The following is a 23,985-nucleotide window of genomic DNA, read 5'->3' as shown; positions in this document are numbered from 1 at the left end:
CCCTACCTTTCTAATCTTTCTTTTTCATTTTCATATGGAGCTGATACTGGATATGTACCATTAAAGCACCCTAAACAAAATTCAGTATGACCAAGAGATTTTAATAATCCATCTATGCTTAGATATCCTAAACTATCTGCACCTATTTCTTGTCTAATTTCATCTACGGAAGTATTCGCCCCAATTAAATCTTTTCTATAAGGTGTATCTATTCCAAAATAACATGGATATTTCACTACTGGTGAGCAGACCCTAAAATGCACTTCTTTCGCTCCAGCTTTTTTTAATATTTCAACTAATCTTTTACTTGTGGTTCCGCGAACTATTGAATCATCTATTAGAATAACTCTTTTACCTTCTACATTTATTTTTAATGCGTTTAGTTTTACAGACACTGCCCTTTCCCGAATTTCTTGAGTGGGACTTATAAAGGTTCTACCTACATATCTGTTTTTTATAAGACCCATTCCAAAAGGTATTCCAGATATTTTAGAATATCCTATTGCTGCGGCCATACCTGAATCTGGAACCCCTATAACCATATCGGCATCGACTGGTGATTCTTTAAATAGCTGTTCTCCAGCTGCCACTCTTGAAGTGTACACGTTAATCCCATCAATAGTACTGTCTGGTCTTGCAAAATATATATATTCAAATGAACAAGTTGCATTTTTAATTTTTTCCGCAAAATTAATTGATGTAAGTCCATTTTTATCTATTATTACTATCTCACCAGGCTTTACATCTCTTAAAAAGTCTGCACCTACTGCATCAAGTGCACAACTTTCCGATGCAAGAATATAATTATTACCTATTGTCCCGATGCAAAGAGGCCTAATACCATTTTGATCTCTAACTCCTATTAACTTTTCCTTTGTAAGCATTACTATTGCATAAGACCCTTTAATAGCCTGTATTGCATCCACTACGGCCTTTTCAATTCCTTTTTTTGCGCCTCTAGCAATTAGATTTAATATAACTTCTGAATCTATGGATGTTTGAAACATATATCCACAATCCTCTAGTAATTCTCTTATGACATCTTCATTTACTAAATTACCATTATGCGCTATAGCTATGTCACCAAGACTAAATTTACTTAAAAGTGGCTGTGCATTTTTTACTTCACTGCCTCCTGTCGTTGAATATCTAACATGCCCTATGGCAGCATGACCCTTCATTAGTTTAATCTTTTCATCATTAAAAACATCACACACAAGGCCCATAGCCTTTTCACAAGTGAGGGTAGTTCCATTCGAATATACTATCCCAGCACTTTCTTCTCCCCTATGCTGCAAAGCATAAAGTCCATAATAAGTTAAAGATGCAACATCTAAGTCTTTATCCGGTGAAAAAACCCCAAAAACACCACATTCCTCTTTAAACTTATCTTCATCTTTTAGCTTATTTTCATCATTAATGGATATTTGGTTTAATTCTACAACTTTATTCAAAGAAATCCCTCCCCACTATTTCTTGTATATATCTTATTTATTATTTATTCTACTTAATATTTCCTCGTAAGCTTCTGTAACATTACCCAAATCTCTTCTAAATCTATCTTTATCCAATTTCTCTCCAGTTTTAACATCCCAAAATCTACAAGTATCTGGTGATATCTCATCTGCCAAAATTATTTCTCCATTAAATCTCCCAAACTCTAATTTGAAATCTATTAAATTAATATCTTTTTTAAAGAAAATTTCCTTTAGAATATCATTTATTTTTGAAGCCATTTTATATATTTCTAATAATTCGTCAAAAGTCGAAAGGCCCATTGCTACTGCATGATAATCGTTTATAAGTGGATCACCTAATTCATCATTTTTATAACTTAACTCGAGGACTGTTGTTTTTAGCTTAGTTCCTTCCTCTATTCCATATCGTTTTGCCATGCTACCAGCGGCCACATTTCTTACGATTACTTCTAGAGGCACTATTTCAACCTTTTTACAAAGTTGTTCTCTATCGCTTATTTTTTTAATAAGGTGAGTTTTTATACCTTTTTTCTCTAATAACTCAAATAGCATAGTAGTTATGCTATTATTTAAAATTCCCTTTTTCTCAATTTGAGCTTTTTTAATTCCATTAAATGCTGTTGCATCATCTTTATAATATACTCTGACCTCATCCTTATTATCTGTGCTAAACATTTTTTTTGCTTTTCCTTCATATAACAATACTGAATTTTCCACTAACAATCACTCCTCAAATTTTAATTTATAAACCGCATTCCTTAACTTTCATTTTAAAATTCTATATCTTCTTCATTCTCTGCTATAAATTTTTCTTTCATTTCTTCTCTATATTTAATTAATTTATTTTTAAGTTCAATATACTTAAGGGATAAAATTTGAACTGCAAGCATTCCAGCATTATAGCTGTTATTGATGCCCACAGTAGCAACCGGAATTGCTTTTGGCATTTGAACAATTGAAAGTAGTGAGTCTATACCACCAAGAGCCGCTTTAATGGGCACTCCAATCACCGGCATTACTGTATGTGATGCAATTACACCTGGAAGATGCGCTGCAAGTCCTGCCCCTGCTATGATACATTCTACCCCATTATATTCCATTTCATTTATTACTTCCTTTAATTTTTCTGGTACTCTGTGAGCTGAGAGAATATGTACTTCATAATCTACATCAAATTCCTTAAGTGCTATCGCTGCATTTTTCATTATATCCTTATCTGATTTACTTCCAAAAATAACTCCTACCTTCATTTTATTACCTCCCCAATGTAATTAAATAACAACTTTTATAATTTCATCTTAACAGTTTTTTTTCGTTAAGTCAATGCATTAATGCTATTTTTATTATTATCGTTCGTGTTTCTTCTACATATATGTACGTTTAATTACTATCATTAATAAATTGTTCGCATTTTTAAGTTAAACTAGTTTTTTATATCCGAATTCCAAAAAAATAAAAAAGAAGCAGCAAGGGCACAATTTGTACCCTTACTGCTTCTTATCTTTTATTTAAAATAATTTACTCCTGCCTCAAATATCTTTTGATCCTTCTCACCAATAATATTTTTTAAAGTGTTAACGCCTACTCTTTCAGAGTGACCCATTTTACCGAAAACCCTTCCATCCAAACTAGTGATTCCTTCAATAGCATGCATTGAACCATTAGGATTAAAGTTTATATCATAACTTGGCATTCCGTCGAAGTCTACATATTGAGTGGCTACTTGACCACTTGCGAATAATTTTTTAATTACTTCTTCATTTGCTACAAACCTACCTTCTCCATGTGATACTGGAATTGAATGCACATCTCCAACTTTTAAATTACTAAGCCAAGGAGACAGGGTTGAAACCACTTTAGTTTGCACTGTGCAAGATACATGTCTACCAATTTCATTATACGTTAAGGTTGGGCTGTTTTGTGTTATATCCGTTATTTCACCAAAGGGCAGTAACCCAAGTTTTATTAAGGCTTGAAAGCCATTGCATATTCCGAGCATTAACCCATCTCTATTTTTTAATAACTGATGTATGCTTTCGCGTATTATAGGATTTCTAAAGAATGTAGCAATAAATTTACCAGACCCATCTGGTTCATCACCAGCACTGAATCCACCTGGAAGCATAACAATTTGAGAGCTTTTTATTTTTTCTGCTATAGCTTTTATAGATTCTTCAATATGCCTTGATGATAGATTCTTTATTACCATAATTTCCACTTCAGCTCCAGCCCTTTCAAAGGCTCTCATAGAATCATATTCACAATTAGTACCCGGAAACACAGGAATTATAACTCTAGGCTTTGCTATTTTAATTGCAGGAGCCGATTTAAATTTTGGATTTTCAACACTTGCATAAATTTTATCATTTCTGATATTTAATTTACTAGTATTTACTTTCGTGCTAAATACACTTTCTAAAGGTCCTTCCCAATTACTTAACGCTTCTTCTAGACTAATAGTTTCCCCTAAGACTTTGATAAATGGTTCTACCTGAGTATGCCCAAGTATCTTAATATTTAAATTCTCTTTAATTAGCTCTGAAAGCGTGCATTTATCTATTTCCATTACAATGGTGCCATAATCCTCTTTAAATATGCTTTCCACCTGAATATCTTCTTTAAATTCAAATCCTATTTTATTACCAAAGCACATTTTTGATATAGCTTCTGACAGACCTCCCATCCCTACTGCATAGGTTGATAACACCTTGCCACTATCTATTAACTTCTTTACCAATTTATAGTTTTGACGAAGCTCTCCAAAATCAGGTAATCCATCTTCACAAGTATTTGCATAAACTAAAACAACCTGACTATCTCCATTTTTAAACTCTGGAGATATAACCTTATCTGTATTTATAACATCGACAGCAAAGGATATAAGCGTTGGCGGTACATTCATATCATTAAAGGTACCTGACATACTATCTTTTCCACCAATAGCCGCTATGCTGAATTGTTTTTGTACATGTAATGCCCCTAAAAGTGATGAAAATGGTTTACCCCACTTATACGGTTCTTTTGACAATTTTTCAAAATACTCTTGAAATGTTAGTTTAATATTTTCATAATTAGCACCACTAGCCACTACCTTTGTTACAGAATCTATTACTGCATAAGCAGCTCCATGGAATGGACTCCATTTTGATAATTTAGGATTGTACCCATAGGACATTATTGTACCAGTGGTTGTATCTCCGCGAAGTACAGGTAATTTTGCTACCATGGACTGAATTGGTGTTTTCTGAAATTTTCCACCAAAAGGCATTAACACCGTTCCTGCTCCTATTGTGCTATCAAACCTCCCAGCTAATCCTTTTTGACTACAAACATTTAAGTCTGATAGATTAGAATTCCATAAATCTTTTATTGATTTTAAATTACCTTCGCTCCATTTTAAATCTTTTGAAAAATAGTATTCATTCTCTTTAGGTGCTGCTACTTTTACATTAATACGCTGATTAACTCCATTTGTGTCTAAGAAACTTCTACTCACATCAACAATAGTTTTTCCCTTCCATACCATTTTAAGCCTATTATCATCAGTTATTTTCGCCACCACTACAGCCTCTAAATTTTCTTCTTCTGCTAGCTTTATAAATACGACAGCATCTTCGCGCCTAACAACAACAGCCATACGTTCTTGGGATTCTGATATAGCAAGCTCCGTACCATCTAAGCCCTCGTATTTTTTAGTGACTTTGTCTAAATTTATTATAAGTGAATCTGCGAGTTCCCCTATAGCTACGGATACTCCGCCTGCACCAAAATCATTACATCTTTTTATAAGCGTCGTAACCTTTGGATTTCTAAATAATCTTTGAATCTTTCTTTCTGTAGGCGCATTACCCTTTTGAACTTCTGATCCTGAAGTTAGTATTGAGCTCTCGCTATGCTGCTTAGATGACCCCGTAGCTCCTCCGCATCCATCACGTCCTGTTTTGCCACCAAGAAGTATAACAACATCAGATGCCATTGGTTTTTCCCGGACTACGTTCTTATAAGGTGCAGCTCCAATAACTGCCCCTACTTCCATTCTTTTAGCCACAAAGTCTTCATCATAAACTTCAGAAACGAGTCCTGTAGCAAGTCCTATCTGATTTCCATAAGAACTAAATCCATGAGCAGCTTCAAGGGTTATTTTTCTTTGAGGAAGTTTGCCTTTTATTGTATCTGAAATTTTCGCCCTTGGATCACCGCAGCCAGTAACACGCATTGCCTGATACACATAACTTCTACCTGATAATGGGTCTCTTATTGATCCACCGAGACAAGTAGCTGCACCACCAAAAGGTTCTATTTCAGTAGGGTGGTTGTGGGTTTCATTTTTAAACATTACTAGCCACTTTTCCTTCTCTCCTTCAATGTCTGCTTCCACAATTATACTGCAGGCGTTTATTTCGTCTGAAACATCAAGGTCCTTTAATTTTCCTTGTTTCCTTAAATCTTTCATGGAAATAACAGCCATATCCATAAGTGTTACGTCCCTATTTGATTTATCATAAACAAACTCTCTAGTATTTAAATATTCCGCGTAAGCCATCTTAATTGGTTTAGAATATTTACCATCTTCTATGTAAACATCCTCAATTACAGTATTAAAAGTTGTGTGCCTACAGTGATCTGACCAATACGTATCTATAACTTTTATCTCCGTTATAGATGGGTCTCTCTTTTCAGTTTCTTTAAAATAATCTCTACAATATCTCAAATCCTCAAAGCTCATAGCAAGTCCATTACTTTTTAAGAACTCTTTTAAATCCGTATCATTCATCTCAATAAAAGATTCTACTGTTTTTACTTGTTCTGGCTCATTAAACCTTTGCTGTAAATCATTCTGTTTATCAAACCCTGTTTCTCTAGAGTCTACGGCATTTATGCAATACTCTTTAATTTTATTTAGTTCGTCATTAGTAATATTTCCCTTTAACACTATAACTCTTGCACTTTTAACTATATGTTTATCCTCTTGAGTTAAAATTTGTATACATTGAGCAGCTGAATCTGCCCTCTGATCATATTGTCCAGGCAAAAATTCAATAGCAAATACAGTATCGTACTTTTGAATATCTAACTCTTCATCATAAACCTGATCTACTGTAGGTTCTGAAAATATTGTATTCCTTGACATTAGGTACTGCTCCTTGGTTATTCCCATAACATCATATCTATTAACTAGTCTAAGCCCATCCAAGTTCGATATACCTAAATTTATTTTTATATCTCTTAATTTTTTTTCACCTTCAACATTATAGTTCGCTTTTTTCTCTACATATAACCTATATATCTTATCTTTCATGATTAATACCTCCAAAATTTATATTTATACGAATATTAAACAATGATTTTCTTTTATAATTCGTTATAATCACATTATAATATACTTCATCTAATTATAAAAGCATATTTTAGAATAAAGTGGTTTTTAATTTTTCTATAATATTATTAAATTACGAAATTTAATAATATTATAGTAATTATGAAATTTCTTATCTTAATGTAGTTCCATACTTCATTGTTTTAATACTAACAAAAAAACAGGATGGCATAAATCTGCCATCCTGTTTTTTTCTAAAAAGAAAATTATAAAATTTAGTTTTTCTTTTCAAAATCATTTTCGTAATTTTTCAAAGTCTTTTTAACTAAAGCTCCAAGACCTAATAATGCAATTAAATTCGGTATAACCATTAATCCATTAAAAGTATCAGCGAGTTCCCAAACTAGATCAACCTTTAGAGCTGCTCCTAATACTATAAATACAAGAACCAATCCTCTATATGTCGTTAACGCTTTTTTTCCAAATAAGTATTTAACATTTGCCTCTCCAAAAAAATACCAAGCTACTATGGTAGAAAAAGCAAAGAAAAATAACGCTATAGCTACAAAGGGACCTCCAAGACTTCCCATACCATTCGAAAAAGCTTTTTGAGTTAACGCTATACCAGTAGTTTTTCCATCTAATGCTCCTGTAGTTAATATAACAAGTGCAGTTAATGTTAAAATTATAAAGGTATCAATAAATACACATACTATTGCAACGAGTCCCTGCTCAGTTGGATGATTAACTTTTGCAACTGCGTGTGCATGTGGTGTTGACCCCATTCCAGCTTCATTAGAAAATAAACCTCTTGCAATGCCGTATCTCATAGCTTCTTTTACGCCAACTCCTATTAAACCGCCAGTAGCCGCTTTAGGGTTAAAAGCTCCTACAAATATCATTTTAAATGCTGGTCCTAAATTAGCAAAATTCATTATAATGATTCCTAAACTACCCAGTATGTAAAATATAGCCATAAACGGAACTACTTTTTCAGTAAAGGCTGCAATTCGGCCTACTCCTCCAATAAAAATCATACCCGCTAATGCTGCAACTATCACACCAATGATTATACGAATATTGGTATTTGGGCTTATTGCTGCACTTATTGAGTTAGATTGTACCATATTCCCTATAAATCCTAATGCAATTATTATAGTTACTGAGAAAAATGCTGCCAACTTTTTACTCCCAAGGCCTTTACTAATATAGTAAGCAGGTCCTCCCGTCACCTCACCGTCAACTGTCTGTTTATACTTTTGACCAAGCACTGCTTCCGCAAAAATAGTTGCCATGCCAAAGAAAGCACTTAGCCACATCCAGAATATAGCACCCGGTCCTCCTGATGCTATAGCAGTTGCGGCTCCTGCTAAATTTCCTGTTCCTACTTGAGCCGCTATTGAAGTTGTCATGGCTTGAAAGGATGACATTCCATCTTTTCCTGCTTTATTGCCGAATTTAGCTCCTCCAAAAGTCTTTTTAAATGCATCTTTAAATTTTCTTACTTGAACAAATTTTAACGTTATTGTAAAGTAAATTCCAGTACCACATAACAAAAATATTAGTACATACCCCCACAAAACACCGTTAATACCTTTAATAATTGATAAAAAATCCATAAACACACGCTCCTTCTAGTTATTAAAATTTTTTCAGATAAAAAAATTCTTGTGTAAAGAATATATTTATACCAATTAATACTCTGTGAGACCATTATTTTTTAAAGCACACAAAAAATAGAGATCAAAATAAAATGACCTCTTGAAAATAACCCTGTCCTTTTACCTGAGAGTTTCACTAATGCACTATTAAATTTCATACAAATAATATGTAATTAAATAATGTTTAGCTTTCTCCTTCGGTGCTTATATAAGTCTCTCCAGAGGTTCGTCCGATATCAGTACTTCTCCAAAAATGGATACCTGAAAGTTTAACTTCTTCGGTGGATGTTATACATCTCTCTCCAAATATCTTCATCCGAAATTATTAATTTGTAATACTTCGCATGACTATAACATATTTTGAATTTTTAGTCAATAAAAAAACACTCACTGTAAAGTGAGTGTTTTTTGGTACGACTAAGCCTATAAGCCGAGTCCTGTATTAGACAATCATCTATCTAGGCCCATTGTTACCAATAGGCTCAAGCGATACACCCGAGAACGAGACGGGCAGCCTCATAATGTTCTCCTATTCGATCTTGCTCCAGGTGGGGTTTACATAGCCGCAAAGTCGCCATTGCGCTGGTGAGCTCTTACCTCGCCTTTCCATCCTTGCTAGTACATTCAAAAATTTAGAAAAACTAAACTTTTGAATGCCTTTAGCGGTATATCTCTGTTGCACTTTCCTTAAAGTCACCTTCACTGGGTGTTATCCAGCACCCTGCCCTATGGAGCTCGGACTTTCCTCTCCTAATTATCGCACGCAATAATTAGCAGCGATTGTCTGGCTTACTCGTAAAACCAATGATATCATACTATTAAAATAAAAGCAAATAGTATTTTTATTATTACTTAACTTTATATGGATCATGTGTATTTTTAGAAATTATAACCTCATTGTCATATCCATTTTCTATCAGTTGATTTTTGAACTTTTCTGCAAATATTATGAGTGGTGTCCACTCAGTTGCAAAATGCCCAGCATCAATCAGCGCTATGTTTTCTTCTAATAAATCACTAACATGATGGTATTTAGTATCTCCTGTAATAATGCAATCTGCACCCAATTTTATGCTCTCCTCAAAAAAGTCTTCTCCACTGCCATTTATAATCGCAATGGTTTTTATTACTTTATTATGGTCGCCTGCATACCTAATATACTCAGTATTTAAAAGTTCTTTAACCTTTTCACATAAGGGCATTAATAAAATTGGGGTATCCAGAATCACTAGCCTTCCAATACCATTATCACCATTATTATACCCTTGAATTGTTGAATTCTCTATTACCTTATAATTAGTAAACCCTAAAATTTCTGTGACAATATCATTAAGTCCGCCTTTAACTGAATCTAAATTTGTATGACTAGCATATACATTTATACCATTCACAATTAGCTCAATAATTTTTTTTCCTACTAAAGTGTCTGTGGTAATAGTTTTGGGTTTAACAAAAAGAAGAGGATGATGAGTCAATATAAAATTGCACCCCTTATTCTTTGCCTCGCGAATTACGTCCATTGTACAATCTAATGCAATTAAAATTTTTGTAACCTGCGCATCTTTGTCCCCAACCATTAATCCCACATTATCATAATCCTCTTTTAGTATATGTGGAGCAACCTGCTGCATAATATGCTCAATAGTACTTACTTTTAAAAGCATTTCAAAAACTCCTTAAGCCGTATTATAACAAGATAAAGTTGTTGTTTTCTATTTTTAGATAAAATTGTATCTTCATTTAAAGTATCATATATTTTTGAATATTTTTGCAACTTATATTCTATAAATTTTTGCATTACTAATTGTTTTTTATCTAATAATATTTTACTTATCTCGTAATATATACTGTCTACTTCTACTGGTTTAGTATTATACCTTGCCTTGATAATTTCATAAAACCTACCATCATCATTGCAAATTTCTTCATCAAGGATATCATACCCAGCGACATATAAATATTCTCTCAAAACCTCAGCATTTTGAACTGGCTGAAGTATCATATAATTAAATTGTTTAACAACATCTAAGTCAGCTTCTAAAATGTCTCTTATTAAATTGCCACCCATTCCTGCAATAATAGCTACCTGGACTTCTCCCTTTTCAACTGTAGATAGTCCACTTCCCAGTCTACAAGTAATTTGACCACGCATATTATTGTGAATAATATTATTTTTGGCCTTCTCAACAGGCCCTTTATTTATATCAGAAGCAATAGCTTTTTTTATTACACCATTTTTCACTAAATTAATAGGAACATACCCATGATCCGTGCCTACGTCGATAACACTATCACATTCTTCTATCATACTTGCAATCCATTTTAATCTTATACTAAGCTCCATATCTCTCATCCTTATCTAAAATTTATTAATATTTTAAACTGCAATATTAAAAATATCATTGCCACAATTAGTGCCATATAAATATATTTATATGCTGATTTCCTATCATGTTTTGCGCAAAAATAACTTGCATAATACATACAAAAAAGCAACGCCATATTTAATACCCCGTAAATCATCTGAGTAAATGCAAATTGTTTGCCTGTCCCCATTTGTATTGGATTAAAATTCGCATCAAAGTTTAAGGGCATAATATTAGGTATATTACGTTTCAAATATAATATAAGTGGATTTAAGGTTAATATTATTATTATTATACTTACACCCATTAAAGGTAAAATGAAGTGCTTGTCTTTATGAAGATTATAGCTATTATTTACTTTATATTTCCACTCTACCACATGTATATCATGATGTATTAAAGTTTCCTCAAATTTTTTATAATCTAGAGGCGAAACTGCATAATTCATGTTTTTAGTTTTTATGTAAAAAACATTTTTATTATTTGTAACAAACATTCTACACATTCCTATTTTTTCAATTACAAATCTACCCATTGCAAAATTATTAGTAGCTATACCATTAAGCTTAACCCCCTCAATTGTACCAGTTGAGATAGTGTATCCTCCAATTTCATTTAATGGTATAATTATTTTTTTTAATGATCCAACAGCATAAATTTTAAGATTTTCGTCATCAATAGTACATTTAAGTGATGCATAAAGCAAGATGTAATATCCTTGATATATATTACAAGACACTAATAAGACCTTTAATAAACTAACTACGATGTATGAATTAGTAAACCTGAGCACTATTAATATTAATATATTATATAATGCAGTCGTGAGCAAAATAAACCCTAAACCGCGTCCCCTCTTTGATATGTACTTTCCCATTTAATCACCTTCTAAAGCATATTATAGCATATTTAAACCGACCTTGTAAATATTCATACATGATTCTACATGGAGTAGAAAAAACACCTTAAATAAGGTGTTTTCTTAAGTATACTGTTCTAATCTAAGTAATCTTTTAGTTTTTTACTTCTACTTGGGTGCCTTAATTTACGTAAAGCCTTTGCTTCAATTTGTCTAATTCTTTCACGAGTTACATTAAACTCTTTTCCAACTTCCTCGAGGGTCCTTGCCCTTCCATCATCTAGTCCAAATCTTAATCTTAAAACCTTTTCTTCTCTAGGAGTCAAAGTATCTAAAACGTTGATTAATTGCTCTTTTAACATTGTAAATGCAGCAGCTTCTGCTGGTGCAAGAGCATCATCATCAGGAATAAAATCGCCTAAATGACTATCTTCTTCTTCACCTATAGGAGTCTCTAGCGATACTGGCTCTTGTGCAATTTTCATAATTTCTCTAACTTTTGCTACAGGCATTTCCATTTTTTCAGCAACTTCATCCGGTTGGGGTTCACGTCCAAGTTCTTGTAGCAATTGCCTTGAAACTCTAATAAGCTTATTTATAGTTTCAACCATATGTACAGGTATCCTTATAGTTCTTGCTTGGTCGGCTATTGCTCTAGTTATTGCCTGTCTAATCCACCATGTAGCATAAGTACTAAATTTAAAGCCTTTTCTATAATCATATTTTTCTACGGCTTTTATTAGTCCTAAATTACCTTCTTGAATAAGATCTAAAAATAACATTCCGCGACCAACATATCTTTTAGCTATACTTACCACGAGTCTTAAATTAGCCTCTGCTAGTTTTTTCTTAGCAGCTAGATCTCCTTCTTCATTTCTTTTAGCAAGATCAATTTCCTCACTTGATGATAATAAAGCAACTTTTCCAATTTCTTTTAAATACATCCTAACAGGGTCGTCTATAGATACGCCTTCGGGTATGCTAACATCCAGTTCTTCAGTTTCTGGTTCAGTTTCAGCTTGAGCTCCAGTCGCAGGCGCAGCAGCTTGATGCATATCACCAATAACCTCTATCTCCATTGATTCTAAAACTTCATAAACCTTTTCTATTTGTTCTGGACTTAAATCTATCTCATAAAGTTCTTCCATTATTTCTTTATAAGTTAAAGATCCTTTTTTCTTCCCTTTTTCCATAAGTTTTTTGACTATAGTCATTTTCGAACTTTTATCCTTCATCATATTACCTCCTTTCAAATTACTATAATTGTTTTAGATCTTTTTGCATTTCTATAAGTTTTTGGGCTAATTGTATAGATTCTTCTAGCAAACCTTTTGATTCATATTGTTTGATTTTATTCATAATTTCTTTTTTCGACTCCTCTAACTTGAATTTTTTAAGTTCTTTAATGCAGTCATTTATAAGTTTTTTATGATCCTCTTCATCTCCTGAAAATTCAATTTCCAAAGTATTTATCCACTCTTTTGTACATTCTATATCATTACATATAAATTCAATTTTTTTAGTTTTTTCATCTTTTGTTAAGTTTTTATATTTAACAATTAATGTATATATACTTTTATGACTTTGAAGTACCAATTGTTCTAGGTCCAAGTTTTCTGTGATATAATTACAATTTTCTTCATTTATAAACATAAATTTCAACAAATTTCTTTCAGCCTTAATATAAGCTGGCTCTAAGTATAATTTTTGTCCAAAATCTTGTTGCATATTCATTTTTTTGGTTTTTTTTGCATTTTTGTTGATTTCGTCACTTAGTAGGTCATATATTGCCTGTTCTTTGATGCCTGTTTCCTCAGAAACCTTTTTTATATAAACATCTTTTTCGACAGGATCTAAATCTGCAATAATTTCAGTAACCTTTTTCACATATTGTATTATCATTTCACTATTCGAAAAATTTATTCCGTCACCTGCTCTTTTAATCCTATAATATATTAAGGGGAGAGCATCATCCACTAATTTCTGAAAAGCCTGCTTTCCGTTGTTTTTTATATATTCATCAGGATCCTTATCCTTTGGAACTATCAGCACCCTTAAATCAAAACCTTCAGTCCTTAATATCTCAAGGCCCCTTAGTGTTGCTGCTTGGCCTGCTACATCAGCATCATATGAAATAATAACTTTGTCTACATGTTTTTTCAATAATTTTGCTTGATTAATAGTAAGTGCCGTCCCCAGGGACGCAACGGCATTTGAAAACCCATATTGATGAAGTGAAATACAATCCATATATCCCTCTACAATTATTATTGTTCGAGACCTATTATTTTTTATTACAAAATTCAATCCATAAAGATGTAGCCCCTTATGAAATAATGGTGTCTCAGGTGAATTTAAATATTTAGGTTTTGAATCATCTAAAACCCTTCCTCCAAATCCGATGACGCTGCCTTTATAATCAAACACAGGAAACATTATTCTATTTCTAAACCTATCATAATAGGAATTTTTAGGACTTTTAATAATTAATCCTATACTAAGTAAATCTAATTCGGAGTAGCCTTTCCTTTTCAGGTATAATAACAATCCATCCCATTTATCAAACGAAAACCCTAAACCAAATTTTTTCATAGTAACTTCCGTAATTCCTCGGTTTAAGAAATATGTTTCAGCCTTCTTGTCCTTTCTTAAATTGTCATAAAAATACCTAGCCGCTGCTACATTAATATTGTACATTTTTTTATACATGTCTTTTTGAACATTATTTTCCTCATTGTCCATTTCTATACTAATGTTAGCTCTCTCGGCGAGTACCCTTGCTGCTTCAGGAAAATTTACATTCCTATCCTTCATAATATAACTAATTACATTCCCAGCTTCACCACATCCAAAGCATTTATAAATTTGCTTTTCCTCAGACACTGTGAAAGAAGGACTCTTCTCATTATGAAAAGGACAAAGACCAATATAATTTCGCCCCGCTTTCTTAAGTTTAACCCTTTCAGATATTACATCCACAATATCATTTTGTTCCTTAATTTTTCGGATAACATCTTCAGCAATCAATAGATTATTACCACCTTACTTATATAAGTTCACAATATAATTTTATTCGACAAAAAAGTGTATTATCCTTCTTTAAAATCATTTTTTTTAAAAAAAATTATGTTTGCTTATACTATATTCTTTATAAAACACAAATTTCCTTCAATATTTGTATTTTTTATTTTTTATTTATAAATTTTATATTAATATGTTTTCCAAACCCAATATTTGTTTCTATCATATTTTAATAAATAACAACCCTAGGCACATATAAATCATTAAAAAGCATTAAACAATAGTCATCACTCATACCAGAAATATAATCTGCTACTCCTATATGTAGACCTTCATACTTAACTATGCTTTTATAAAAGTCCGGCATAGCCAGTGGATTATTATAGTAATGTTTAAATACATGCGTTACCACAAATTGTGATTTTTGTCTTTCTGCCTTTAAGATTTCACCTTTGTATATATTTTCAAACATAAAATTTCTTAATTCACCCAATGCACTTCCAACACCTTCACTAAGTGATATACCTATATCCCCTATATCTAAGTTATTTATGGTGTTATAAATACAGTCTTTAACTAAAGTATCTATTCGCTTGCCATGATTTGCCCCTAATACTTCAATAGCACCTGGAGGTAGCATTGCTTCAGTTAACAATCCTGCTCTTATAGAATCGTCTATATCATGATTTACGTATGCAATCTTGTCACTATACCTAACAACCTGACCTTCAAGTGTTGAAGCCTTTCCAATTTTAGAAGAAAACCCACTATGATTGAGAATTCCATCTAGCACTTCCGCGCTCAAATTAAGACCAGCACCTAATTTTTCAATTTTCGTTAAAACTCTAATACTATTTTCATTGTGCCTAAATCCTTGTGGCAAAATATCATTAAGCACCTCTTCACCATTATGAGCAAAAGGTACGTGCCCTATATCGTGACCCATTGCTATAGCTTCTATTAAATCTTCATTTAAGCCTATGCCTCTCCCTATAGTTTTAGCTATCTGTGCAACTTCTAAGGTATGTGTTAATCTTGTTCTATAGTGATCACTACTAGTCTTTATGTATACTTGAGTTTTATGCTTCAATCTTCTAAATGATTTACTATGTATTATCCTATCTCTATCCACCATATAACAGGTTCTTACCTCATCCTTATCCTCTAATACTTTCCTTCCTTTTGAGTTTAGAGATAACGCCCCATATCGTATAATGCTATTACCTTCATTAGTTTCTATTTTTTTGCGAATATCCATGGTTTTCCTCCTAAATTTAGGCATCTTCTAAAAACGGTTGATAAGTATGCATATTATTTTTTAAAGACGCTTTAGTTAGTATTCTACGAATCAAATTAATTTCCCTTTTTTAATGTTAAATGTATAATATTAAAGTTTTATTAATATCCTAATAATGTAATAATTTTTTAGGAGTGTTAAGATGCCATCTACGGCTAAAAACTTTAATAACATAAATTTATTGTCTGCCGAAAATGTAAAAAGACACATTCTGCCTCAATATAACTTAACTAATGCTGATATCACGCAAATCAAATTTAAAGATACAGATAAACAAAGGGCTGTATATAAAGTGCAAGACTTTGGTAAATGCTATTGTTTAAAAAAAGTTTATTATTCTATAAACGATTTATTATTTGTATACTCAGCTATAGAATGGTTATACAGAAATAATATCCATGTACCTCGCATACTTCCTACAAACACAAATAACAGATTTGTAAACTATAATAATATGTTATTTATACTCACCCCCTGGATTAATGGTATAAAATGTGATTATGATAATATTAATCATATTCTATTATGTAGTACCAACCTTGCAAATATGCATAAAGTCAGCATTAACTTTATGCCTATATATGGAAGTTCCATAAAAGAGGACTTTAGCCCTTTGAGCCCTTCCATATATAAACACTATGAAGGCCTTCTTAATTCCTCTAATTTGGCTTATAAATATAATGATGCCTTTTCAAATCTATATCTTAATCATTTTGAAACAAGTAGTAAGCTAGCTAAATATTCTGCAAACATTGCTTATGATATCAACCCCAATAATCTTACAAAATCATTATGCCACCTTGACTATGTTAATAAAAATATTATATTTGATACTAATAATGAAATATGGGTAATTGATTTTGATAAATGTAGAAATGACTTTTGCGCCCATGATATTTCCTATTGTTTAAGGCGCCTACTGAAAAGAGATAGTACAAAATGGGATTTAGAGCTAGCAATAAATTTTTTAGAATTATATGATAAAATCCTACCTTTAACCTTGGATGATTACAAATATATTTTTGTTTATTTGGCTTTCCCCCAAAGATATTGGAAAATATCAAGAGATTATTATGGTAATATTAACAAATGTAATAAAAAAGCCTTCTTACGCCTGCTAGATAACGCAACTAACAATAATGAATATCAATTAGATTTTGTTGAAAAGTTTAAAACGTATATTAAAAGTAAATTTAAAATAACATAATAAATTTGATATTTTAATTCTGTTAAAAGTAAAAAGCCACTGCTTTGCAGTGGCTTTTTACTTTTAATTGATTAATTACATTTAAATATTATTTTTTTCTCGGATTATTTATTTCAGCCTGAGCCGCTGCAAGTCTTGCAACCGGAACCCTAAATGGTGAACATGATACATAATCAAGTCCTACATTATGACAGAATTCAACAGAAGATGGATCTCCACCATGTTCTCCACATATCCCAAGTTTTATACCCGGATTAGCCTCTCGGCCAAGATCAGCTGCCATTTTGACGAGTTTGCCTACTCCTGTTTGATCTAATTTTTGGAATGGATCAAATTCATAAACTTTCTTTTCATAGTAATGTTTTAAGAAGTTTCCAGCATCATCTCTTGAAAATCCAAAAGTCATTTGCGTTAAGTCATTAGTTCCAAATGAGAAGAAATCTGCTTCTTTTGCTATTAAATCAGCTGTAAGTGCGGCTCTTGGTATTTCAATCATTGTACCAACCATGTATTTTAAATCAATGCCTGACTCAGCTATGATTTGATCAGCTACCCTTACTACTATATCTTTAACATATTTTAATTCTCTAACTTCCCCAACTAAAGGAATCATTATTTCTGGAACAATATTGTATCCTTTTCTAGTTTTAACATCTATAGCTGCTTCAATAACCGATCTAGTTTGCATCTCAGCTATCTCAGGATATGATACTGCAAGTCTGCATCCTCTATGTCCCATCATTGGGTTAACTTCATGCAATGATTCAACAGTAGCTTTTAACTCTGCAAAAGTTATTCCCATGTCTCTTGCTAATTCTTTTATATCTTCATCAGCATGCGGTAAAAATTCATGTAGCGGTGGATCTAAAAATCTGATTGTAGTTGGTCTTTCTTCAACTTCTTCATAGATTCCTATAAAGTCCTCTCTTTGCATTGGTAATAATTTTTGTAATGCCAATCTTCTTGAATCTTCATCTTTAGCAACAATCATTTCTCTTATAACCATTATTCTATCGGCATCAAAGAACATATGCTCTGTTCTACATAGTCCTATACCCTCAGCTCCATATTTAACTGCTTGAGCAGCATCCCTTGGAGTGTCGGCATTAGTTCTAACTTTTAATCTTCTTATTTCATCAGCCCAGCCCATAAATATTTCAAAATAACCATTTATTTCAGGCTCAACCGTTTTAATTGTTCCAGCGTATACATTTCCTGTACTTCCATCCATTGAAATAAAGTCGCCTTCATTATATATCGTTTGTCCAATTTGGAAACTCTTAGCTTCTTCATTAACTTTTAAGTCTGAGCATCCAGCAACACAACAAGTCCCCATTCCTCTTGCAACAACCGCAGCGTGCGATGTCATTCCACCTCTCACTGTTAAGATACCTTCTGCAGCAACCATACCTTCGATGTCTTCTGGTGAGGTCTCAAGCCTTACAAGGATAACTTTATTTCCAGCTTCATGTTTAATTTTTGCATCTTCAGCCGTAAAGTAAACTTTTCCACAGGCAGCTCCAGGAGATGCTGGTAAGCCTTTAGCTATTACTATAGCTTTCTTTAATTCTTTTGCATCAAAGTTAGGGTGGAGTAATGTATCTAGTTGTTTTGGCTCAACCTTCATTATAGCTTCTTTCTTTGATAACATTCCTTCTTCAACGAGTTCTACCGCAATTTTTAATGCGGCTTGCACCGTTCTCTTACCGTTTCTTGTTTGTAAAAAGTATAATTTTCCATCTTCTATTGTAAACTCCATATCTTGCATATCTTTGTGGTGAGTTTCGAGGGTCTTAACAATTCCCATGAATTCTTCATATACTTTTGGCATATCTTTTTCAAGTTGTGATATATCTTGTGGTGTTCTTATCCCTGCAACAACGTCTTCCCCTTGTGCATTCATTAAGTACTCAGCATATATTCTTTTTTCTCCTGTAGATGGATTTCTTGAGAAAGCAACACCCGTTCCTGATGTTTCTCCTTTGTTACCAAATACCATTTCTTGAACGCTTACCGCAGTTCCCCAATTTCCTGGAATATCATTTAATCTTCTATATACATTTGCACGAGGATTATCCCATGATCTAAATACTGCCGAAACAGCCTCTATTAACTGACTTTTAGGATCACTTGGAAATTCTTCACGTTTATATTCTTTGTAGAATTCTTTAAATTGTTTAACTAATTCTTTTAGGTCACTCGCATCTAATTCTGTATCAAATTTTACGCCTTTTTCTTCTTTCATTTTATCCATCATGTTTTCAAAGTTTCTTTTTTCAATATTCATAACAACATCAGCAAACATTTGGATAAACCTTCTGTAAGAGTCATAAGCAAATCTTGGATTATTCGTTAATTTTGCCATAACTTCTACTGTATCATCATTTAATCCAAGATTTAAGATCGTATCCATCATACCAGGCATCGATGCTCTTGCCCCAGATCTAACTGATACAAGTAATGGATTTTCTAAACTTCCAAACTTCTTTCCTGTAATGTTTTCAAGTTCAGCCATTTTAGCATGAATTTCTTGAATAATCTCGGATGCGATCAATTGACCATCTTCATAGTATTTATTACAAGCTTCTGTAGTTACTGTGAATCCCTGTGGAACTGGAATCCCAAGACTTGTCATATCTGCAAGATTTGCACCTTTCCCACCTAAAAGGTTTTTCATTGACATATTACCTTCACTAAATAAGTATACATATTTTCTGTTTTCCATTTTAACCCAACTCCTTCTAAATTATATATGATAATTAGTATATAAATATACCATTAACTACAATTAACACCATATTAACGAGATTTCGGAAGGAAAGTCTCCTTATGAATTCGTTAATGTTACAGCTTCGCAGAAGATTATTTAACCTTACTCAGGCTTTCTAAAATGGTATATATTTGAAATAAAACGTTTCCACAAAATGATGTTATACTAAATTTTTACATACCCTTCCTAACATTATACCACGTTTTTACAATCAAATGTATCATGATTTAATCACTTTTTGTTTAAGATATAGTTAGATTTTCACTTATATAAAGCCAGCAACTAATAAGTTGCTGGCTTTATATAAGTGAAAATAGCATTGATCAAAGTTTTAAAATATAGAAAAGAGAATACATTAGTTACTCTTTTCTTCTTCTTTTTTCTGCTCATCAAATTTAACAGTATATTGATATACATTTTCATTATTGCTATCTTTGATATCTTTGCTACCTTTGCTAAGACTGTCTTTTGTTTCATTAATTTTTTCTATTACATCTTCACTTATATCACTCACTTTGCCTTTTACTTCTTCAACTGTGTTTTTAATAATAGTATTAATAAACTCCACAGAACCGTCCTCTTTAGTTATCTCAATATTAACCTTTGTGATTACTGCTGTTAATAATCCTATGCCAATTAAAGAGGGCATATATAATCCAACGAGACCTGCTGCAATACCAGCATTAACAGGTATATCTATAATCACAGTTTCATCTTTTTTTATTTTTATTCTTGTTACAGTTCCTTTTCGTGCTGTATTTTTTATCCAAGTTACAAATTCATCCTTAGTCGTGTACATTTCTTTCATATTAAATTTTTCAGTTTTTTTTTGTTTTGCTTCGATATAAATCAAAGCATTAACTACATCACCATCACATTCTTCTAATGCTTCCTTAGCATCAGTGTACGTAACTCCTGTTCGTTCTTTAACAATATCAATCTTCTCTAGTGTAATTTCTGCCATTAAAATATTCCTCCTTATAATTTGTCCAGTTGTAAATAACAATTATTCATTGTTATTCACCCACTTATAAAAGTGGGCGACTTTCCTTTTGAAATGTCATTAAGTAATTAAACATTTCTAAGCTCTTCGGCTTACGTGTATAATTTTGGGAAATAATAAAGGATAAAATTTTATACAACTCGAGCTTGGATGTTTTTGAAACAATAATTCTATTAATTTTATCCATACCAAAATTGTTTAAGAATTTTAATGTATTATATGTAGGATTTGAAATATATATACTATTTAATTTTTCACACTCTTTACAAATTGGACCATAAGATATTAAATCAATGTTATTAGACATGGTTATTTTTTTTCTACATTTAACGCAGTAGTTAAAATTTAATGCATAACCTGTTGCCTTTAGAATTCTTATTTCAAAAGTTCTGGCTAGGACTTCTATATCCATAACGTCATTTTTTATGAAATAAAAGGCAGTAACTAAATTTATAAAAAGTTCTTTATTAACCTCTTCATTCTCCATTGTTATATCAATTAATTCATTAAAATACGAGGCATAAGTAATTGTATCTAGGTCCCTTAATAATTGCTGAAAAGAATCTATAATTGTAATTTCATTTATTGTATATAAATTTTTCCCTTTAAAAAGCACAAATTCTCCATAGCAGCAAGGTAAGGTCGATGATATATATCTGCTTTTATTTTTTCTGGCTCCCTTTGCTATGGCTGTTATTTTTCCAAATTCTTCAGTAAAAAGCCAAACTAACTTGTCAGTCTCTTTAAACTCTTGTGTCTTTATAACAATGGCCCTAGTTTTTAAAATTGACAGAAAATCATCCCCTATTTATATCCTAACTCTTTCAAAATACTCGAAGTATCTCTCCATTCCTTCTTTACCTTTACCCATAATCTCAGATGTATGTTTTCTCCTAATAATTTCATTATATCTTGTCTTGCATAAGTAGAAATTTGTTTTAGGGTTTTTCCACCTTTTCCAATTATTATTCCCTTATGAGAATCTTTTTCGCAAAGCAAGTTAACTTCAATATTGTAGATCTCTTTTTTATCTCTTTTCATAGAAATAATTTCTACTGCTATTCCATGAGGCACTTCTTGCGATAATAATTTCAAAGCTTTTTCTCTTATAATTTCAGTAATAATGAATCTTTCTTGCTGATCTGTAATCATATCTTCTGGGTAATATAAAGGTCCCTCTGGAATGTGCTCTTCTACAAGTTTAGTAACTATATCAATATTTTTACCTTTTATAGCTGCAATTGGTATTATTTCTTTAAAATTAAAATACTCAGAATAACCTTGAATAGTTTTAGCTACCCTCTCTTGAGTATTCTCATCAATCTTATTAACTAATAAAAACACGGGTATCTTAGTATCTTTAAATTGTTCAAGAATATGCATATCACCTTTATCAATTTCATCTCCTGGCGTAGTTATAAATAATATAACATCTACTTCACTAGCAGATTGCTTTGCTACTTTAACCATATATTCTCCTAGTTTATGTCTAGGTTTATGCATTCCTGGAGTATCTACAAATATTATTTGAGATTCTTTAGTAGTTAAAATGGTTTGTATGTTATTTCTTGTAGTTTGGGGTCTATTAGACACAATTGATAATTTCTCCCCCATAATATAATTTATTAATGTAGATTTTCCTACATTAGGTCGTCCTATAATAGTTACGTATCCCGATTTAAACATATATCCTCCTTTTGATTATCTTTAGTAAATAGTATTTATTAATTATTTGTTATCTTACTTTAATAAATCTTCTTTAGTAAAAGCACCTGGTAAAATTTCATCCATAGTCTTAATTATATAATTTTCTTCATTTTTTACTAATATAATATCAATATCATTTGTGGCAAATTCTACTATAACTTGTCTGCAAATACCACATGGATAGGTATTAGTTGACATATCTCCAACTATAGCAATAGCCTTGATTTTTTTATGCCCCTCAGATACAGCTTTGAAAATTGCTGTTCTTTCGGCACAATTAGTAGCTCCATAGGAAGCATTCTCAATATTGCATCCAGTATATATTGACCCATCTTCAGTAACAACTGCTGCGCCTACCTTGAATTTCGAATATGGCACATATGCATTTGCTCTAGCATCTATTGCTATTCTAGCTAACTTTTTATAATCCATTAGTACACTCCTATTCAAATAATTTGACAGTTATTCTTCACATATACACGAAAAATCACGTATACCAATTATATCACTAAATATTAGTATTTCAATAATATTATAATTATATTTCGGATATTAGTCATTAGACATAAAAAAATTAATTATCCTAAAATTTTAAATAGTAGCAATGTTAATAAAGTCCCAAAAACACCACCAAAAACCACTTCCAAGATAGAATGAATTTCTGAATCAACCCTACTTTGTGCAACAATTACAGCTAGCAAGTATGATAACACCATAATTAAAGGTTCATTCGTTAATAATGTTATGGCTGTAGCTACTGAAAAAGCTATGGTACTGTGACCGCTAGGCATTCCTCCTCTGAGTGGTGTTCCTTCTCCATAAATTGCCTTAACTATTACTGTAGCAATGCAAATTATAACCAGCATAAAAAAGATCATGTCAGGGTCAGATTTTTTAAGTTTTAACATAACTGTCATGTTAAAAGGAGTTATTCTATCCCAAAATATCACATAACCAACTAAGACTGAATTTATAGCGGTTACTAGTACTGCGCCAGCAGCGACATTTTTAGCAATTTTGGCTAGTGGATGATAAAAATTTGTTGTAGCATCTATGGCACATTCTACTGCCGTATTTATCATTTCAGCAACTATGACCATTGTTATAGTCATAGTAATAATTAAAAGTTCAATCTTTGACAAATCATAAAAAAAAGTGGCAGTAAGCACTACTATTGTAGTTAACATATGTATCTTCATATTTCTTTGCGTGCGAATGGAATATATGATTCCTTCAATAGCATAATTAAAACTATCAACTAATTTCTTAACCTTCATCCTTAACCACCTTTAAAAATAT

18 protein-coding genes, 1 other RNA gene and 1 riboswitch are annotated in these 23,985 nt (G+C 31.9%); of the genes, 1 reads left to right on the top strand and 18 read right to left on the bottom strand.

All coding sequences use genetic code 11. From position 1 onward, the window contains the following. Positions 1-2: 2 nt before the first annotated feature. The 12 genes from purF to KTC94_RS00205 all read right to left on the bottom strand — a co-directional run bounded on the left by purF (position 3) and on the right by KTC94_RS00205 (position 15,960). On the bottom strand, positions 3-1,427 hold the full coding sequence (gene purF / locus KTC94_RS00260; RefSeq protein ID WP_216303996.1) for an amidophosphoribosyltransferase: 1,425 nt from the start codon (positions 1,425-1,427) through the stop codon (positions 3-5). A gap of 60 nt (positions 1,428-1,487) precedes the next feature. Continuing rightward, the gene (gene purC / locus KTC94_RS00255; RefSeq protein WP_165412153.1) at positions 1,488-2,195 is read right to left on the bottom strand and encodes a phosphoribosylaminoimidazolesuccinocarboxamide synthase; all 708 of its coding nucleotides are present in this window, start codon (positions 2,193-2,195) and stop codon (positions 1,488-1,490) included. Between the two features lie 53 nt (positions 2,196-2,248). After that, positions 2,249-2,728: a 5-(carboxyamino)imidazole ribonucleotide mutase gene (gene purE, locus KTC94_RS00250; protein ID WP_216303980.1), complete on the bottom strand. Its 480-nt coding sequence runs from the start codon at positions 2,726-2,728 to the stop codon at positions 2,249-2,251. A gap of 254 nt (positions 2,729-2,982) precedes the next feature. Then, complete coding sequence (locus tag KTC94_RS00245; protein WP_220319474.1) at positions 2,983-6,777, bottom strand: phosphoribosylformylglycinamidine synthase; 3,795 nt, start codon at positions 6,775-6,777, stop codon at positions 2,983-2,985. Positions 6,778-7,070: 293 nt separating this feature from the next. Beyond that, positions 7,071-8,414 carry a sodium:alanine symporter family protein gene (locus KTC94_RS00240; RefSeq protein ID WP_220319473.1) on the bottom strand — a complete coding sequence of 448 codons (1,344 nt, stop codon included), beginning with the start codon at positions 8,412-8,414 and terminating at the stop codon, positions 7,071-7,073. Positions 8,415-8,558: 144 nt separating this feature from the next. Beyond that, a riboswitch (glycine riboswitch) is annotated at positions 8,559-8,688 on the bottom strand. A gap of 178 nt (positions 8,689-8,866) precedes the next feature. Next, positions 8,867-9,252, bottom strand: an RNA gene (gene rnpB, locus KTC94_RS00235) — RNase P RNA component class A. A gap of 52 nt (positions 9,253-9,304) precedes the next feature. Next, entirely contained in the window at positions 9,305-10,120 is an 816-nt protein-coding gene (locus KTC94_RS00230) for a Nif3-like dinuclear metal center hexameric protein (protein ID WP_220319472.1), read from the bottom strand. After that, positions 10,111-10,800, bottom strand: a complete 690-nt coding sequence (locus KTC94_RS00225) for a class I SAM-dependent methyltransferase (RefSeq protein ID WP_216303976.1) — start codon at positions 10,798-10,800, stop codon at positions 10,111-10,113. Before KTC94_RS00225 ends, KTC94_RS00230 begins: the two co-directional genes overlap by 10 nt. 11 nt (positions 10,801-10,811) lie before the next feature. Next, positions 10,812-11,699 carry a PH domain-containing protein gene (locus tag KTC94_RS00220; RefSeq protein WP_216303975.1) on the bottom strand — a complete coding sequence of 296 codons (888 nt, stop codon included), beginning with the start codon at positions 11,697-11,699 and terminating at the stop codon, positions 10,812-10,814. Positions 11,700-11,818: 119 nt separating this feature from the next. Further along, positions 11,819-12,916: an RNA polymerase sigma factor RpoD gene (rpoD, locus tag KTC94_RS00215; protein ID WP_165414745.1), complete on the bottom strand. Its 1,098-nt coding sequence runs from the start codon at positions 12,914-12,916 to the stop codon at positions 11,819-11,821. A 22-nt stretch (positions 12,917-12,938) separates the two neighbouring features. Beyond that, entirely contained in the window at positions 12,939-14,708 is a 1,770-nt protein-coding gene (gene dnaG, locus KTC94_RS00210; RefSeq protein WP_220319471.1) for a DNA primase, read from the bottom strand. Between the two features lie 223 nt (positions 14,709-14,931). Further along, positions 14,932-15,960 (bottom strand): deoxyguanosinetriphosphate triphosphohydrolase, encoded by a 1,029-nt coding sequence (locus tag KTC94_RS00205; RefSeq protein ID WP_220319470.1) that lies wholly within the window; start codon positions 15,958-15,960, stop codon positions 14,932-14,934. Between the two features lie 181 nt (positions 15,961-16,141). On the opposite strand from KTC94_RS00205, the gene KTC94_RS00200 reads away from it, so the two are divergent. Further along, positions 16,142-17,206 (top strand): CotS family spore coat protein, encoded by a 1,065-nt coding sequence (locus tag KTC94_RS00200; protein WP_216303972.1) that lies wholly within the window; start codon positions 16,142-16,144, stop codon positions 17,204-17,206. 88 nt (positions 17,207-17,294) lie between these two features. Here the strand turns inward: KTC94_RS00200 and ppdK are convergent, their stop codons facing one another. The 6 genes from ppdK to KTC94_RS00170 form a co-directional block, all read right to left on the bottom strand. After that, the gene (gene ppdK / locus KTC94_RS00195) at positions 17,295-19,931 is read right to left on the bottom strand and encodes a pyruvate, phosphate dikinase (protein ID WP_220319469.1); all 2,637 of its coding nucleotides are present in this window, start codon (positions 19,929-19,931) and stop codon (positions 17,295-17,297) included. Between the two features lie 400 nt (positions 19,932-20,331). Beyond that, positions 20,332-20,940: a DUF4342 domain-containing protein gene (locus KTC94_RS00190; RefSeq protein WP_216301806.1), complete on the bottom strand. Its 609-nt coding sequence runs from the start codon at positions 20,938-20,940 to the stop codon at positions 20,332-20,334. Between the two features lie 64 nt (positions 20,941-21,004). Beyond that, on the bottom strand, positions 21,005-21,787 hold the full coding sequence (gene recO / locus KTC94_RS00185; RefSeq protein ID WP_165414669.1) for a DNA repair protein RecO: 783 nt from the start codon (positions 21,785-21,787) through the stop codon (positions 21,005-21,007). Then, positions 21,784-22,665, bottom strand: a complete 882-nt coding sequence (era, locus tag KTC94_RS00180; protein WP_165414665.1) for a GTPase Era — start codon at positions 22,663-22,665, stop codon at positions 21,784-21,786. The genes recO and era overlap by 4 nt, the downstream gene beginning before the upstream one ends. 54 nt (positions 22,666-22,719) lie before the next feature. Further along, on the bottom strand, positions 22,720-23,118 hold the full coding sequence (locus KTC94_RS00175; RefSeq protein WP_216301805.1) for a cytidine deaminase: 399 nt from the start codon (positions 23,116-23,118) through the stop codon (positions 22,720-22,722). A 146-nt stretch (positions 23,119-23,264) separates the two neighbouring features. Beyond that, entirely contained in the window at positions 23,265-23,963 is a 699-nt protein-coding gene (locus KTC94_RS00170) for a diacylglycerol kinase (protein ID WP_165414663.1), read from the bottom strand. Positions 23,964-23,985: the final 22 nt, after the last annotated feature.

Origin of the sequence: Clostridium sp. CM028 (assembly GCF_030585565.1) — a bacterium.
GTDB classification, from domain to species: domain Bacteria; phylum Bacillota; class Clostridia; order Clostridiales; family Clostridiaceae; genus Clostridium_AD; species Clostridium_AD estertheticum_B.
This window is presented reverse-complemented; position numbering and strand designations above follow the sequence as displayed.

Excerpts from the sequence above, each read along its gene's own strand:
- purE (WP_216303980.1), bottom strand. The coding sequence starts at position 2,728 with ATGAAGGTAGGAGTTATTTTTGGAAGTAAATCAGATAAGGATATAATG.
- KTC94_RS00245 (WP_220319474.1), bottom strand. The coding sequence starts at position 6,777 with ATGAAAGATAAGATATATAGGTTATATGTAGAGAAAAAAGCGAACTAT.
- KTC94_RS00240 (WP_220319473.1), bottom strand. The coding sequence starts at position 8,414 with ATGGATTTTTTATCAATTATTAAAGGTATTAACGGTGTTTTGTGGGGG.
- KTC94_RS00230 (WP_220319472.1), bottom strand. The coding sequence starts at position 10,120 with ATGCTTTTAAAAGTAAGTACTATTGAGCATATTATGCAGCAGGTTGCT.
- KTC94_RS00225 (WP_216303976.1), bottom strand. The coding sequence starts at position 10,800 with ATGGAGCTTAGTATAAGATTAAAATGGATTGCAAGTATGATAGAAGAA.
- KTC94_RS00220 (WP_216303975.1), bottom strand. The coding sequence starts at position 11,699 with ATGGGAAAGTACATATCAAAGAGGGGACGCGGTTTAGGGTTTATTTTG.
- rpoD (WP_165414745.1), bottom strand. The coding sequence starts at position 12,916 with ATGAAGGATAAAAGTTCGAAAATGACTATAGTCAAAAAACTTATGGAA.
- KTC94_RS00205 (WP_220319470.1), bottom strand. The coding sequence starts at position 15,960 with ATGGATATTCGCAAAAAAATAGAAACTAATGAAGGTAATAGCATTATA.
- KTC94_RS00200 (WP_216303972.1), top strand. The coding sequence starts at position 16,142 with ATGCCATCTACGGCTAAAAACTTTAATAACATAAATTTATTGTCTGCC.
- ppdK (WP_220319469.1), bottom strand. The coding sequence starts at position 19,931 with ATGGAAAACAGAAAATATGTATACTTATTTAGTGAAGGTAATATGTCA.
- KTC94_RS00190 (WP_216301806.1), bottom strand. The coding sequence starts at position 20,940 with ATGGCAGAAATTACACTAGAGAAGATTGATATTGTTAAAGAACGAACA.
- era (WP_165414665.1), bottom strand. The coding sequence starts at position 22,665 with ATGTTTAAATCGGGATACGTAACTATTATAGGACGACCTAATGTAGGA.
- KTC94_RS00175 (WP_216301805.1), bottom strand. The coding sequence starts at position 23,118 with ATGGATTATAAAAAGTTAGCTAGAATAGCAATAGATGCTAGAGCAAAT.
- KTC94_RS00170 (WP_165414663.1), bottom strand. The coding sequence starts at position 23,963 with ATGAAGGTTAAGAAATTAGTTGATAGTTTTAATTATGCTATTGAAGGA.